Origin of the sequence: Nocardioides cavernae, from assembly GCF_016907475.1 — a bacterium.
In the GTDB taxonomy this organism is placed as follows: Bacteria; Actinomycetota; Actinomycetes; order Propionibacteriales; family Nocardioidaceae; genus Nocardioides; species Nocardioides cavernae.
On sequence record NZ_JAFBCA010000001.1, the window covers coordinates 3,566,675 to 3,580,821 of the forward strand.

At 71.7% G+C, this 14,147-nt stretch carries 16 protein-coding genes; 6 read left to right on the forward strand and 10 right to left on the reverse strand.

The genetic code is table 11. From position 1 onward, the window contains the following. Window positions 1–54: 54 nt before the first annotated feature. The gene (locus JOD65_RS16650; RefSeq protein ID WP_191196020.1) at window positions 55–1,215 is read left to right on the forward strand and encodes a sugar ABC transporter substrate-binding protein; all 1,161 of its coding nucleotides are present in this window, start codon (window positions 55–57) and stop codon (window positions 1,213–1,215) included. Window positions 1,216–1,278: 63 nt separating this feature from the next. Here JOD65_RS16650 and JOD65_RS16655 read toward each other — a convergent pair whose 3' ends face one another. The 9 genes from JOD65_RS16655 to JOD65_RS16695 all read right to left on the reverse strand — a co-directional run bounded on the left by JOD65_RS16655 (window position 1,279) and on the right by JOD65_RS16695 (window position 7,881). After that, complete coding sequence (locus tag JOD65_RS16655) at window positions 1,279–2,094, reverse strand: DNA/RNA non-specific endonuclease (RefSeq protein ID WP_191196021.1); 816 nt, start codon at window positions 2,092–2,094, stop codon at window positions 1,279–1,281. A 44-nt stretch (window positions 2,095–2,138) separates the two neighbouring features. Next, the gene (locus JOD65_RS16660; RefSeq protein ID WP_191196022.1) at window positions 2,139–2,723 is read right to left on the reverse strand and encodes a TetR/AcrR family transcriptional regulator; all 585 of its coding nucleotides are present in this window, start codon (window positions 2,721–2,723) and stop codon (window positions 2,139–2,141) included. Further along, window positions 2,710–2,868: a hypothetical protein gene (locus tag JOD65_RS16665; RefSeq protein ID WP_191196023.1), complete on the reverse strand. Its 159-nt coding sequence runs from the start codon at window positions 2,866–2,868 to the stop codon at window positions 2,710–2,712. The genes JOD65_RS16660 and JOD65_RS16665 overlap by 14 nt, the downstream gene beginning before the upstream one ends. A 6-nt stretch (window positions 2,869–2,874) precedes the next feature. Next, window positions 2,875–3,057 carry a hypothetical protein gene (locus JOD65_RS16670; RefSeq protein WP_191196024.1) on the reverse strand — a complete coding sequence of 61 codons (183 nt, stop codon included), beginning with the start codon at window positions 3,055–3,057 and terminating at the stop codon, window positions 2,875–2,877. Window positions 3,058–3,147: 90 nt separating this feature from the next. Further along, a complete protein-coding gene (locus JOD65_RS16675) occupies window positions 3,148–4,191 on the reverse strand; it encodes a maleylacetate reductase (RefSeq protein ID WP_191196025.1) in 1,044 nt (347 codons plus the stop codon). A 5-nt stretch (window positions 4,192–4,196) separates the two neighbouring features. Next, window positions 4,197–4,796 (reverse strand): cytidyltransferase, encoded by a 600-nt coding sequence (locus JOD65_RS16680; RefSeq protein WP_191196026.1) that lies wholly within the window; start codon window positions 4,794–4,796, stop codon window positions 4,197–4,199. A 1-nt stretch (window position 4,797) separates the two neighbouring features. After that, complete coding sequence (gene catA / locus JOD65_RS16685; protein ID WP_191196027.1) at window positions 4,798–5,655, reverse strand: catechol 1,2-dioxygenase; 858 nt, start codon at window positions 5,653–5,655, stop codon at window positions 4,798–4,800. 11 nt (window positions 5,656–5,666) lie between these two features. Beyond that, complete coding sequence (locus tag JOD65_RS16690; RefSeq protein ID WP_191196028.1) at window positions 5,667–7,247, reverse strand: 4-hydroxyphenylacetate 3-hydroxylase family protein; 1,581 nt, start codon at window positions 7,245–7,247, stop codon at window positions 5,667–5,669. Between the two features lie 67 nt (window positions 7,248–7,314). Continuing rightward, a complete protein-coding gene (locus JOD65_RS16695) occupies window positions 7,315–7,881 on the reverse strand; it encodes a flavin reductase family protein (protein WP_191196029.1) in 567 nt (188 codons plus the stop codon). A gap of 144 nt (window positions 7,882–8,025) precedes the next feature. On the opposite strand from JOD65_RS16695, the gene JOD65_RS16700 reads away from it, so the two are divergent. Next, on the forward strand, window positions 8,026–8,862 hold the full coding sequence (locus tag JOD65_RS16700) for an IclR family transcriptional regulator domain-containing protein (protein WP_191196030.1): 837 nt from the start codon (window positions 8,026–8,028) through the stop codon (window positions 8,860–8,862). A gap of 2 nt (window positions 8,863–8,864) precedes the next feature. Here JOD65_RS16700 and JOD65_RS16705 read toward each other — a convergent pair whose 3' ends face one another. After that, window positions 8,865–9,749: a LysR substrate-binding domain-containing protein gene (locus JOD65_RS16705; protein WP_191196031.1), complete on the reverse strand. Its 885-nt coding sequence runs from the start codon at window positions 9,747–9,749 to the stop codon at window positions 8,865–8,867. A gap of 79 nt (window positions 9,750–9,828) precedes the next feature. Between JOD65_RS16705 and JOD65_RS16710 the strand changes: the two genes are divergently transcribed. The 4 genes from JOD65_RS16710 to JOD65_RS16725 are packed head-to-tail and all read left to right on the forward strand — an operon-like array spanning window position 9,829 to window position 14,130. Further along, a complete protein-coding gene (locus JOD65_RS16710) occupies window positions 9,829–10,698 on the forward strand; it encodes an HpcH/HpaI aldolase/citrate lyase family protein (RefSeq protein WP_191196032.1) in 870 nt (289 codons plus the stop codon). Beyond that, a complete protein-coding gene (locus tag JOD65_RS16715) occupies window positions 10,695–11,681 on the forward strand; it encodes a MaoC family dehydratase (protein ID WP_191196033.1) in 987 nt (328 codons plus the stop codon). Before JOD65_RS16710 ends, JOD65_RS16715 begins: the two co-directional genes overlap by 4 nt. Further along, window positions 11,681–12,934: a CoA transferase gene (locus JOD65_RS16720; RefSeq protein WP_191196034.1), complete on the forward strand. Its 1,254-nt coding sequence runs from the start codon at window positions 11,681–11,683 to the stop codon at window positions 12,932–12,934. The genes JOD65_RS16715 and JOD65_RS16720 overlap by 1 nt, the downstream gene beginning before the upstream one ends. After that, on the forward strand, window positions 12,934–14,130 hold the full coding sequence (locus JOD65_RS16725; RefSeq protein WP_191196035.1) for an acyl-CoA dehydrogenase family protein: 1,197 nt from the start codon (window positions 12,934–12,936) through the stop codon (window positions 14,128–14,130). Before JOD65_RS16720 ends, JOD65_RS16725 begins: the two co-directional genes overlap by 1 nt. Window positions 14,131–14,147 lie beyond the last annotated feature (17 nt).

Genomic DNA, 14,147 nt, shown 5'->3' on the forward strand with positions numbered 1-14,147 from the left:
CCTGTCTCGGACCCACACCCATCCACTGCTCCACCCGAGAATCGGAGAACCCCCATGCGCCCGACCCGTACGACGCTCGCCGCCCTCGCGGCGGGAGCCCTCCTCCTGACCGGCTGCAGCTCGGTCGAGGACCAGGCCGCGGCCGACCAGACCGACCGCACCGAGGCCACCAGTCCCGAGGCGACGGCCGCGCTGGAGAAGGTCCGGGCGGCCAGCGAGCCGGTGGCTGCCTTCGAGGCGCCCGGCGACCCGATCACCGGGGTCGACGCCCTCGAGGGCTCCACCGTCTACTACGTGCCTGCCAACGGCCAGGTCCCGCTCTTCCAGGCCATCCGCGGCTCGCTCGAGCAGGCGCTCGGCGCGGCCGGCGTGAAGGTCGAGGTCTGCGACGGCAAGGCCAACCCCGGCAACATGGCCTCCTGCATCCAGCAGGGCGTGGACGCCAGCGCCGCCGCCATCGTCACCGGCAGCATCGACGAGGTGCTCGTCGCCAACGCGTACAAGAGTGCGCAGCGCGCCGGCGTGCCGGTGGTCAACCTGATGACCATCCCCGGCAGCGACGCAGACCAGACCGCGGTCGCCTACCTGACCCCGGACTTCGTCAAGCTCCAGTCCCTCGCCGCCGACTGGGTCATCGCCGACTCCGACGCGAAGGCCGAGGTCCTCGTCGTCCAGGTCACCGACACGCCCGTCACCAACATGTGGGCCGAGCAGGGAATCCTCGCGGAGTACGAGACGGCGTGCCCGTCGTGCGAGGTCACTGTGGTCAAGGCGAACACGGGCCAGTTCGACAAGCTCGGCAGCCTGGTCACCAGCGAGCTCACCAAGAACCCCGACATCGGCTACGTCCAGACCGAGTTCGACTCCGCGGTGCAGCCGACCGTCCAGGGGCTCCAGGGTGCCAACGCGACCGACGTCACCATCAGCAGCCATGACGGCACCCTGGGCGTCCTGCAGATGCTCGAGTCCGGTCAGACCGTGGGCAGCAACGTCGGGCTCAACGCAGACGCACTCGCCTGGTACGCCGCCGACCAGGCACTGCGCCTCATGGTCGGGCAGCCCGCCAACCAGATGGTCGACTTCCCCTACGTGCGGATGTTCAACGCCGACAACGTCGGCGACCTCGACCTGACCCCGGACGCCGAACGGACCGGGGCGTGGTACGGCTCGACCGACTACCAGGACGGCTTCACGGAGCTCTGGGGTCTCAGCTGACCCAGCCCGTCACAGGTGCGGCCGGCACCCTCCCGGGGGCCGGCCGCACCGCCGCGCGCACCGCTACCAGGCGACCTGCTCGGCATCCGTGACGAGCACGGGAAGGGCGGGCCGGAGCTCGTCGGGCTCGACCGTCTCCCGCAGGCTCGGGAACGCCAGGCCGGTGCGCTCCTCGAGCAGGTCGAGCGGGACGAGCCAGGTGTCGAAGTCGTCGAGGAAGTCGGGCACCGCGCCCTCGAGGCCGTCGAGGTCCTGGGTCAGCACGAACGCCTTCGCACGCAGCTGTCCGTCGAGCCGGTAGACGACGACCTTCCAGTGCTCGACCGGCAGCTGGACGCCCCGGTAGGGCGGGTCGTCCGGGGCGAGCACCGGCCCGCCGAACAGGGTCAGGCGTCGGTCCTCGAGGCCCTCGAGCGCCAGCACGGCGTTCTCGAGCAGTCCCCAGATCCCGCCGCGACCGGACTGGTTGAAGTCCTGGTGCTGCGGCGTGATGTTGGTGAAGCAGAAGGAGTCGGAGTTGGCCTGCTTCGCCTCGTCGAGGGTGCCCCACAACAGGTCGGAGCGGCGCGCGATGTGGCCGCGGTCGAGGTCGTTGTCGGCGTAGACCTCCTCGCCGGTCTGCGCGTCGGCAGGGATGCGGGGGTCGAGCCGGAAGCGCTGGCCCGAGCGGCTGATGCTGTCGCTGGGGAACAGCCGCAGGCCGTCGATGTTCCAGGCCACCCACCACGCCAGCCGGCGCTCGGGATGCATGCGGACCGTGAAGTGCACGTAGTCGAGCGGCGTCGCGAGGGCGGGGTCGTCGTCCGGACCGGGCGCAGGCGCCTGCGGCGGTGCGAGGTCGGTGTCGAGGAAGCGGGGGTCGTACCCGAGGTCGGCCATCTCCGCAGTCTCGCGCACGCATCAGACAGGCGGCAGTGCTGCGCTCACCCGGGTGCCATGAGCACCCACAGGAGCTCGAGCGCCCGGTCCATCCACTCCGGCGCCACCTCGCCCTGGCGGACGAGCTCACCGAGGTAGGCACCGACCAGCAGGCTCACCACGCCCTCGGCGTCGAGGCCCTTCCGCAGGAGGCCGGCGTCGACGTCCTCCTGGATCCGCCGGACGAGGTTGTCGACGTAGGGCTGCAGTGCGGCGCGGAACAGCCCGGTGAACTCCGGGTCGCTGTCGCCCACGATCGCGGCGAGTCCACCCGGGCCCAGGACCACGCCCATCTGGTGCCACGCCTGCTCGAGCGCGTAGCGGATCTTGTCGCGGACGTCGCCCTCGTCGGGCACGTCCGGCAGTCCGATGGCCGCGGAGAGGACAGCCGTCAGCAGCTCCCCGCGATTGGGGTGGCGGCGGTAGACGGTGGTCTTCGCGACGCCCGACGTCGCCGCCACCCGGTCCATGGTGACGGCACCGGGGCCACCCTCGCGGAGGAGCTCGAGGACGGCGGCCTGCAGTCGCTGGTCGACCGAGGCCTCACGCGGTCGCCCGGGACGGGGAGCCGCTCCGTCAGGGTCGGGCATGCTCACCCCTCCCGGCTGGCTCTCCCTCGATCTCCCGCGCGCGATCGGGCTCGGGGATCGACAGCGCCGTGAGCAGCCCGAGCACGAGGAGGTACGTCACCAGCGCAGCGAGGCCGAACGCGAGCAGGACGAGGAGCGGGTGCATCTCCGCTCACGCAGCCTCGTCGAGCCGGCGGTCACCGGGCTGCGCGAAGACGGAGGGGACCGGCGGCGTCGACGACGCCTCCGGGTCCGACCGCCACTTGTCGAGGAAGTAGATCCACGTCACGGCACCCATCGACAGCCCGCCCGCGATCGACGCCGCAACGATGAACACGACCACTTCGACACCCATGTGCCACCTCTTCCCGGGCCGTTGCCGGCCCTCAGATTTTCGATACACTTATCGTAGCGTATTTACCCAAGGGCCGGGGTCGGTGCGAGGTCAGGGCCGGAGGGCGGCGCGCAGGAGCCGCTCGAGGACGTGCGCGTCCACCGGGGCGGGGTTCCCCGGCGGCACCGACGGCAGGATGGCCGCGGCCGCCTCGACGACCCGGTCCTCGCGGAGGCCGAGCTCCCCGAGGCTCCGGGGTGCACCGAGGCGCCGGTAGAGCTCGGCGAGGCCGTCCATCGCGGAGGCGCCGGCGAGCGCGGCGGCAAGGCGTTGCTCCGCGGCGGGCGCGTGCGGCGCGTTGAGGGCGACGACGTGCGGCAGCACGACCGCGTGCGTCGCAGCGTGAGGCAGGTCGAACCGGCCGCCGAGGACGTGGCAGATCTTGTGGTGCAGCCCCGAGCCGGACGAGGCGAAGGCGACCGAGGCGAGGTAGGTCCCGTAGAAGGCCTGCTCCCGGGTGGCGACGTCCCGCGGCGCGTCGAGCACGGCGGGCAGCGCCCGGGCCAGAGCACGCACCCCCTCGCCGGCGAGTGCCGCGTTGATCGGGTCTGCGCGGGGGGCCCAGAGGGCGTCGACGGCGTGCGCCAGGGCGTTGAGGCCGCTGGTCGTCGTGAGCCCGGCCGGGAGGTCCAGCGTCAGCGAGGCGTCGTACACCACGGAGCGCGGGAGCACGCGCCGGTCGGTGCCGGTCGTCTTGGTGCCGTCGGCGGTGAGGCCCCAGATGTCGGTGGCCTCGGAGCCGGCGTACGTCGTGGGCACGGCGACGATCGGCAGTCCGGTCGTCAGGGCAACGGCCTTGGCCAGTCCGGTCGCGGACCCGCCGCCGACGGGGACGACCACGTCGACGCCGTGCCCGGACGCCACCGCCCGCGCGGCCTCGGCGGCCTCGACCGGCACGTGCTCACGTACGCCGTCGTGCAGCACCGCGACCTCGATCGCGGCGGCCACCGCCAGCGCCGCGTCGGTGCCGCGTGGCGAGGCGATGACCATGGCCCTGCGGGCACCGAGCAGGTCGATCTCCTCACGCACGGCAGCGGCCGCCTCGCCGGCGGCGAAGCGGACCCGCTGCGGCAGCGTCTCGTGGGTGAAGCGCACGGAGGTCAGACTGCCATCGCCGCGATGCGCGGGTCACGACGACCGAGCACGTCGAGGGCGGCAGCGACGTCACCGGCGGCGAGCGCGCGGCGCACCTCCGTCGAGGAGCAGGTGCGCTCGCCGTGGCACACCAGGTCGACGCCGCTCACCTCGAAGCCGAGGTGGCGCCCGGACGCGGCGAGGAAGGCGACGTCGCCCTCTCCCCCGCGGCCGCAGTGGAAGTTGTCGCCGACGACGAGCGACTGGATGCCGAGCCGGCCGACGAGGCCGTGCTCGACGAAGTCGGACGCGGGCTGCGCGGCGAGCTCGCGGGTGAAGGGCAGCACCACGACCCCGTCGACACCGAGGGCCAGCGCCTGCTGGATGCGGTCGTCGACGGACAGGAGCTGGAGCGGCGCGCGGTCGGGGGCCAGCACCACGAGCGGGTGCGGCTCGAAGGTGACCAGGACGGTCGGGACGCCGAGCCGACGCCCCTCGACCAGGGCTGCTTCGACGAGCGCGACGTGGCCTCGGTGGAAGCCGTCGAAGACACCGACGGTGGCGACCGAGGCGTCGAGCTCGCCGAGCTCCGGCCAGTCGCGCCACACCCGCTGGCGGTTGCTCATCTCAGCCCTGCACCGGTTCGAGCTCGAAGTCGTAGGTGCTGCGGCGGGTGCCGGTGCCGTCGTCCTGCGGGTCGAGCACGAGCTCCGGCTTGGTCGCCTCGGCGACGTCGGAGTCGAGGTAGTCCCCACCGGCGAAGTAGAGCTGCGTGGTGATCGGGCGGTGGCCTTCGGCGCGCACCTGGATGTGCAGGTGCGCCGGGCGCCACGGGTGCCAGCCGGCAGCCTCGATCAGCTGGCCGGTCGGACCGTCGTGCGGGATCTGGTAGGGCGCGGGCTGGATCGTGTGGATCGCGAACCGTCCCTCCTCGTCCGTCACGACGACGCCGCGCAGGTTGCCGTCGGGCACGTGCGGGGCGAAGCCCGAGTAGTAGCCGTCGGAGTCGGCGTGCCAGATGTCGACCTCGGAGCCGGCCAGCGGCGTGCCGCCGGTGTCGCGCACCTGCCCCTCGAGGACGAGCGGGGTGCCCTGCTCGTCGTCGCGGCGCGGCAGCGAGCAGGTCGAGGACAGCCTCGTCTGGTCGGGCAGGAAGTAGGGGCCGAGGATCGAGCCCTTGGTGCCGGTCTGCGCCTTGGCGACCTGCTCCTCGACCGCGTGCTCGACGAACACGTCCATGAACAGGGGCCATTCCCCTCCCTCGCCGACCTCCATCAGCCACGCCTTCGCAGCCTGGAACTCGGGGTAGGTGACGTCGTGCTCGGCGATCGCGCCGTGGACGCCCTGGAGGATCGACGTCACGATGGCGGCGACGCGCTCCGGCGGGGTGTCGGCGACGTCGCGGGTGGACGCGGCGGCCTTGAAGCTCTGGCTGGCGTTGGCGCCCGAGCCCGCGGCAGTGGGCGATTCCTGGGTGGCAGTCATGGGGTGCTCCTTCACTTCCGGTTGAGGATCTGGCTGACGTCGGTCGGGTTGATCAGGTCGGGGACGGTCCAGCCGTCGAGGTCGTACTCGGAGAGGAACGAGTCGGCGAAGCCGGTCATCTTCTCGACCTCACCCTGCGCCTCGGAGGCGAACAGGATCTCGGCCTTCACGTTCTCGTGGTTGCCCGAGTAGTTGCGCTCGTAGAGCTCGTGGCGGCCGCCGAACTCGGTGCCGACGGCGTCCCACAGGGCCTTCATCAGCTTGGTGCGGTCGACGGCGTCGTAGCCGTTGGAGCCACGGACGTACTTGTCGAGGTAGGGACGGACCTCGGGGGTCTTGAAGTCCACCGCGTTGGAGTTGAGGTAGATCAGGCCGGAGGCGACGTCCTGCTGGATGATCTCCTTGACGCGCGGGTACATCTGGATCATCAGCTGGCGGTAGACCATGCCGTAGTCGAGCTTGGGCAGCACCATGCCGCCGGGGCCCTGGTCGGGGTTGGCGATCATCGCGTCGGCGAGCGCGCGGAAGGTGTTGCGGTAGCCGATGACCTCACCGACGCGGGTCTGCACGCCGCGGAAGTCCCTGGTGCCGGTCGCGTCGAGCGCCTTGAGCAGCAGGCCGGCGATGAACTCCAGCTTGGTGGCCAGGCGGATGCAGCCGTGGAAGGTGAACCGGTGGAAGAAGCCGGTCTGCATGGCGAAGCCGTTGATCTTGTCGGTGTCGCCGTAGACGAAGATGTTCTCCCACGGCACCAGCACCTTGTCGAAGACGAAGATGGTGTCGTTCTCGTCCATCCGGCTCGAGAGCGGGTAGTCGAACGGGCTGCCGAGGGTGTCGGCCTGCATGCCGTAGGACGGGCGGCAGATCAGCTTCACGCCGGGTGCGTCCATCGGGACCGTGCACACCAGGGCGTACTCCTTCTTCTTGATCGGGAGCCCGTAGTGCGCGATGAAGTTGTAGTTGGTGATGGCCGAGCCGGTCGCGACGACCTTGGCGCCCGAGACGACGACGCCGGCGTCGGTCTCCTTCTCGACCTTCATGAACACGTCGCCGACCTCGTCCGGCGGCAGGTTGCGGTCGACCGGCGGGTTGATGATCGCGTGGTTCCAGTAGAGGACCTTCTCCTGGCTCTCCTTGTACCAGCGCTTCGCGTTCTCCTGGTAGGGCGAGTAGAACTCGGGGTAGCCGCCGAGGGTGCCGAGGAAGCTGCCCTTGTAGTCGGGGCTGCGGCCCATCCAGCCCCAGGTCTTGCGGGCCCAGGTCTCGATGGCCTTGCGGTCGGCGGCCAGGTCCTCGGAGCTCGTGGGGGTCTTGAAGAAGGGGTGCGTCCAGCCGCCGTTGCCGGTGTCGGTCGGGACCCACACGTCCTTCTTGAGCTGCTCGTCGTGCAGGGAGTCGTAGAGACGCGCGGTCATCCGGATCGGGTTGCGGAACGCCGGGTGCTCGGTGACGTCCTTGACGCGCTCGCCGTAGATCCAGATCTCACGGTCGTCCTTGAGGCTGTCCATGTACTCCTGGCCGTCCATGGGCTGCGTCGCAGTGGGCGCGTCAGGGGCCGGCTGGACCTCGGGGCGCTCGTCGATCTGTGTCATGTCGATCTCCTTGGTGGGATGCGGAACGTGTGTCGTCGAAGTGGGAGTGGGAGTGGGCTGACGGTGCTCAGGCGGGTGCAGGCTCGGCCAGGGGCCGGAAGCTGGCGGCGTCGAACCACCCGCTGGTCGGGCAGTCGATCGACCCGCCCCAGTGGATGCCCGGCGCCCGGTCGTGCTCGGCGCTGAGGTAGCGGAACTGGCCGCCGTGGAAGAGGAGCGGCAGGCGGTCGGTGGTGTCGACCGACTCGACCTCGCCGATGACGATGAGGTGGTCACCGCCGTCGTAGGTGCGCCAGGGCCGGCACGAGATGGTGGTGGCGGCGCCGGCGAGCAGCGGAGCGGTCGGCCCCTCCACCCAGGCGGGCGCCTCCTCGGCCGGACGGCCGGCGAAGTGCCAGGCCACGGCGAGCTGGTCGTCGGCGAGGATGTTGATCGCGAACGGCTGGCCCTCGAGGAACTGGCACGCCCTGGAGGTACGACCCAGGGTGACCTGGGCGAGCGGCGGGTCGAGCGAGACGGCGGTGAACGCGTTCACGGTGGCACCGTGCGCCTGCCCCTCGTCGTTCTCGCAGGTCACGACGGTGACCCCCGTCGCGAAACCACCGAAGGCGTTGCGGAGCTCTCGCGGGTCCATGCCTACCTCCTGTACGCTGTGCGTACGATCTGTACGACTGGCGTACTTCGACTGTGTCGGCCGTCACAGCGGAAGTCAACGGGTGGGACCTGCCCCATTGGTACGCAGGCGATATCGACTGAGACGGATGAAGGGGGCGACACGGTGGACGAGGTCTCGGAGCGCGACATCATCCAGAGCATCGAGCGGGGGTTCGCGGTGCTGCTGGCGTTCGACGCCGACCTGCCCCGGGCGTCGCTCGCCGAGCTCGCGGAGAAGACCGGCCTCTCCCGTCCGGCGATCCGGCGGATCCTGCTGACGCTCCAGCGCCTGGGGTACGTCGACGGGGCGGCGGGCCGCTGGTCGCTCACCCCGCGCGTGCTCACCATCGGCGCCCACTACGCCGCCACGCACGGGGTCGTCGAGATCACCCAGCCGCACCTGCTGCGCATCGTCGAGCTCACGGGCGAGTCGGCGTCGTTCGCCCAGCTCGACGGCATCGACGTGGTCTACGTGGCCCGCGTCCACGCCCGCCGGGTGCTCAGCCACAACGTCGACATCGGCACGCGGCTCCCGGTGCACGCGACGTCGATGGGGCGCGTCATCGCGGCCTTCGCACCGGCAGACGTGGTGGACCGGATCATCGACGAGGGCGGGCTCCCCGCCCTGACGCCCCACACCGTGACCGATCCGATCGCCTTCCGCGACGTCCTCCACGACGTCCGCCACCAGGGGTACGCACTGGTGGACGGCGAGCTCGAGGAGGGCTTCCTCTCGATCGCCGTCCCGGTCCGCGACAGCGCGGGCGAGGTGGTCGGCGCCCTGGCCTGGTCGACCTCACGTGGCCGGCACACGCCCGAGGACGTCATCCGCGATGCGCTCCCCCTGCTGCTCGAGGGTGCCGAGGCGGTCAGCGCCGACCTGCAGGTGATCTCCGCGCGCCCCCGGGTGCTGCCCGGCGGGCCGCGGCCGGGGATGTTCCCGCCTCCTCCCGGGCACTGACGTCAGGCCTCCGCCAGCTCCTTCAACCGGGCCAGGGCTCGCGCGAGCACCGGGTTGGCGTCGCCCTCGCGCGTGGCCATGACGAGGTCGACGCCCGGGGTGCCGACGAGCGGGACGTAGACTACGCCCGGCACGTTGAGGTCGGATGTCGGCTCCGGCACGACCGCGATGCCGAGCCCGGCTGCGACGAAGGTGACGAGCGTCGAGGTCTCCGCCACCTGGTGCACGACCTGGAGGTCCAGGTCGGCGGCGGCGAAGAGGTCGTGGACCAGCGTGTGCATCGCCGAACGGCCGTTGCCCGCGTGGATGATCAGCCCCTCGCCGGCCAGCTCGGCGACCCGCAACCGCTTGCGGTCGGCGTACCTGTGTTCCTGCGGCAGCGCCACGATCAGGCGCTCGTGGCGTACGTCGGTCACGGCGAGGCCCGACATGTCGGGGAGCTGCCTCAGGAGTGCGAGGTCGAGCGACCCGTCGTGCAGGGCGGCCACCTGGTCGGGTGACAGCATCTCCCCGCGGAAGCCGAAGTCGACGTCGGGCAGCTCGGCACGCATCCGCTTGGCCAGCGCCGGCAGCAGCGAGTACGTCGCCGACCCGACGCATCCGACCATCAGCCGGCCGGTGCGGCCGGCGGCGATCCGGGCGGCGACGGCGCCGGCCTCGTCGACCGCGGCGAGGATCTCGCGGGCGTGGTCGAGGTAGGCCGCCCCTGCCGGAGTCAGGTCCACCCGTCGGGTGGTGCGGGTGAGCAGGGTGACGCCCAGCTCGGCCTCGAGCTGGCGGATCTGCTGCGACAGCGGCGGCTGCGCCATGTGGAGGCGCTCGGCCGCCCGGCCGAAGTGCCGCTGCTCGGCGACGGCGACGAAGTAGCGGAGGTGACGCAGTTCCATCCACTCATACTTGCAGGGTTCTAGTCACTTGGAAATGGATACTTCCGTGTATCACTGGGTCGCGCCTAGGTTCGACCGCATGCCCCGTCCCCCGGTCCCCCGCTGCGCGCTCGTCGTCCCCGCCTCGCACCCGCGGATGGTCGCGAAGGCGCTGGTGTCCGGGGCGGACGAGGTGGTGCTCGACCTCGAGGACGCCGTGGCGCCCGACGCCAAGGACGCTGCCCGCGCGGCGGTGGTCGAGGTCCTCGAGGGCGACGCGACTCCGTCACTCGCCGTGAGGGTCAACCAGGTCGGGACGCCCTGGTGCCACCGCGACGTCCTCGCCGTCGCCGACCTGCTGGCCGGCACCGACCGGGCGGTCACGATCGTGGTGCCCAAGGTGGAGTCGGCCGCCGACGTCGGCTTCGTGGAGCGGCTGCTCCGGGGTGCCGCCCCCGGTGCGCGCGCGCAGATCGACGTGCTGGTCGAGTCCGCCCCCGCGCTCCGGGACCTCGATGCCATCGTCTCGGCCAGCTCGCTCGTCCGGGCGGTCGTCGTCGGCTACGCCGACCTCGCCGCCGACGTCGGCCGCGACCCGGGCGCGGACCCGACGCTGTGGGACGTCGTACGCCACCAGGTGGTCGTCGCCGCACGGGCGGCCGGCCGGGCGGTGATCGACGGGCCGTGGCTCGGCACCGCCGACGACGGCGCGTTCACCCGCGACCGGGAGCGGGCCCGGGCCCTGGGGTTCGACGGCACCTGGGTGATCCACCCCGCGCAGGTCGAGGCGGCGTCCCGGACCTACAGCCCGTCGACCGAGCAGCTCGACTGGGCGGAGCGGGTCGTGTCCGCGCTGGAGCACTCGGTGGCCGGCGGCGCCGGAGCCGTCGCCCTCGACGGGCAGATGCTCGACGAGGCCGTGGCGCTGCGGGCACGCGCGGTGCTGGCGCGAGCGGAGGCCCTGCGATGAGCGCCCCCACGACCCAGGCGCGCGGTCCGTGGTTCGACGAGCTGCGCCGCGGTCAGGTCTTCGACTCCGCCCCGGCAGCCACGCTGACCTCGGGCGGCGCCGCCCTGCACCAGGCGATCGTCGGTGACCGGCTCCCGCTCGCGACCGACCACGAGCTCGGCCGGCGCCTCGCCGGGCGGGGCCCGCTCGCCCATCCGGCGTACGTCTGGGACACCTCCATCGGGCAGTCGACGCAGGCCACCCACTTCGTGCGGGCGAACCTCTTCTACCGCGGGCTGGCCTTCCGGCGGCTGCCGGCGCTGGGCGACACGTTGTCCACGACCACCACCGTCGTCGGCCTCAGGCAGAACACCCCGCGTGAGGGGAAGCCGCTCACCGGGCTGGCCGCCCTCCGCATCAGCACCGTCGACCAGGACGGCGCACCCGTCCTGGACTACCACCGGTGCGCGATGCTCCCGCTCTCCCCCGGCACCTCGCCCACCGACCACGCCGACGACCTCTCGTCGATCGGCTCGGGGGCCGAGGTCGCGCTCGGCATGCTCGACGGCCTCGACGTCAGCGCCCTCCCGGAGCGCCCTGCGCCGCCCGCCGTCGGGACCACGATCGAGGTGGTCGGCGGCGACGTGGTCAGCAGCGCGCCCGAGCTGGCCAGGCTGACCCTCAACCTCGCGCAGGTGCACCACGACGCGCGTGCCGGTGGGGGTCGGCGGCTGGTCTACGGGGGCCACACCATCGGCATCGCCGCGGCCCAGGCGAGCCGCGCGCTCCCGGGCCTCGTCACGATCCTCGGGTGGCGCTCCTGCGACCACACCGGTCCGGTGCACGAGGGCGACACCCTGCGCAGCACCGTCACCGTCGAGGACGTACGTCCGGGGCCGGGAGGCACGCACGTGCTCGACCTCCGCTCGGTGGTCACCGCCGACGCCACGGACGGCGGCGACCCGCGACCCGTGCTCGACTGGCGCTTCGCGGGGTGGTGCTGATGAGTGCGCCGCTCACCGGCCTCCGGGTCGTGGAGACGACGAGCTTCGTGGCAGGTCCCCTGGCCGGGATGACCCTCGCCCAGCTCGGCGCCGAGGTGATCCGCCTCGACCCGGCGTCCGGTCCTGCCGACGCGGGTCGCTGGCCGCTCGACCGCGACGGTCACAGCCTGTTCTGGTCCGGGCTCAACAAGGGCGTGCGGTCGGTCGCGCTCGACTTCCGGAGCCCCGAGGGGCAGGAGCTGGCGAGCGCGCTGGTCACGGCGCCCGGTGAGGACGCCGGGCTGTTCGTCGACAACACGATCGGCCGCGACTTCCTCTCCTACGAGGCGCTGAGCGCGCGCCGTGCGGACCTGGTGCACGTGCACATCCAGGGCCACCCGGACGGACGCCCGGCCATGGACTACGCGGTCAACCCGCTCTACGGCGTGCCGATGCTCACCCGGCAGGTCGACAGCGAGCGCCCGGTCAACCACGTGCTGCCCGCGTGGGACATCGCGACCGGCCTCCTCGCCGTCTCCGGGCTGCTGGCCGGTCTGCACCGCCGGCGCCAGGACGGAGTCGGGTCCCGGATCGACCTGGCCCTGGCCGACGTCGCGGCCGCCCACGTCGCCCACCTCGGCTGGCTGGCCGAGGCGGCCGAGCGCGGCCACGACCGGCCCCGGCTGGGCAACCACATGTTCGGCGCCTTCGGCGTCGACTTCGCGTGCGCCGACGGCCGCCGTGTCATCGCGGTCGCCATCACCCGCCAGCAGTGGGGCGACCTGGTGCGGCTCACCGGGACGGGCGTCGTCTTCGACGCGCTCGCGGCGAGCACCGGCGCCGACCTGTCCGTCGAGGGGCAGCGGTTCGAGCACCGCTCGATCATCGAGGCCGTGCTCGCCCCGTGGTTCGCGGCCCGCACCGCCGCCGAGGTCGTGGCCGCCGCCGCGGACAGCCGGGTGATGGTCGGCGAGTTCCGCTCGCCGAAGGAGGTCGTCGACGCCTATCGGCGCGGCGACGAGTCCGCCGTCCTCGTGGAGGTCGAGCAGGGCGGCAGCCCGATGCTCACCGGCACGTCGCCGCTGCGCTGGGACCGGGCGTACGCCGTGCCGCGTCCCGCACCGGCCTTCGGGTCCGACACCGAGTGGGCGCTGGCCGACGTGCTCGGACTGAGCGACCTCGAGATCGGCCGGCTCGCCGACGCCGGCGTCGTACGCCCCTCCTCCCCCTCCCCCACTTCTGCCCCCACCCCTGCGATGAACGGAGCACGCTGATGCCTCGCCTCTGCCAGACCGATGGCCTCTCCGAGGACCAGTCCGAGATCGTGAAGGCCGTCCGGCAGTTCGTGGACGAGCAGATCATCCCGGTGGCCCAGGAGCTCGAGCATGCTGACGAGTACCCGACCGAGATCGTCGAGGGGTTGAAGGAGCTCGGGGTGTTTGGGCTGACGATCCCCGAGGAGTTCGGCGGGCTGGGCGAGTCGCTGTTGACGTACGCGCTGGTGGTCGAGGAGATCGCGCGGGGGTGGATGAGCGTGTCGGGGGTGATCAACACCCACTTCATCGTGGCCTACATGCTGATCCAGCACGGCACCGAGGAGCAGAAGGCCACGTACCTGCCGCGGATGGCGACCGGGGAGGTGCGGGGCGCGTTCTCCATGTCCGAGCCCGGTCTGGGCTCCGACGTGTCCGCGGTGTCGACCAAGGCCACCAAGAATGAGGACGGCTCGTACTCGATCACGGGGCAGAAGATGTGGCTGACCAACGGCGCCACCTCCACCCTCGTGGCCGTCTTGACCAAGACCGACGAGGGCAACGAGTCGGTGTACAAGAACATGACGACGTTCCTGGTGGAGAAGGAGGCCGGGTTCGGTCAGACCGCGCAGGGGATCACCGTGCCGGGCAAGATCGACAAGATGGGCTACAAGGGCGTCGAGACCACCGAGCTGATCCTCGAAGGACATGTGATCGCCGCCGACCAGGTGCTGGGTGGGGAGCCCGGCAAGGGGTTCTTCCAGATGATGGACGGCGTCGAGGTCGGCCGCGTCAACGTCGCCGCCCGCGCGTGCGGTCTGGCGTGGCGCGGGTTCGAGCTCGCCATCGCCTACGCCCAGCAGCGCAAGACGTTCGGGAAGGCGATCGCGGAGCACCAGGCGGTGCTGTTCCGGCTCGCGGAGATGGCCACCAAGGTCGAGGTCGCGCACACGATGATGGTCAAGGCCGCCCGGTTGAAGGACACCGGGCAGCGGATGGACGTCGAGGCCGGGATGGCCAAGATGGTCGCGTCCGAGTACGCCAACGAGGTCGTCGAGGACTCCTTCCGCATCCACGGCGGCTACGGCTACTCCAAGGAGTACGAGATCGAACGCCTGATGCGCGAGGTCAAGTTCATGCTCATCGGCGAAGGCACCTCCGACATCCAGAAGATGATCATCGGTCGCAGCCTCCTCAAGGACTACCAGCTGCGCTGACCGCTACCGCGCCGCTT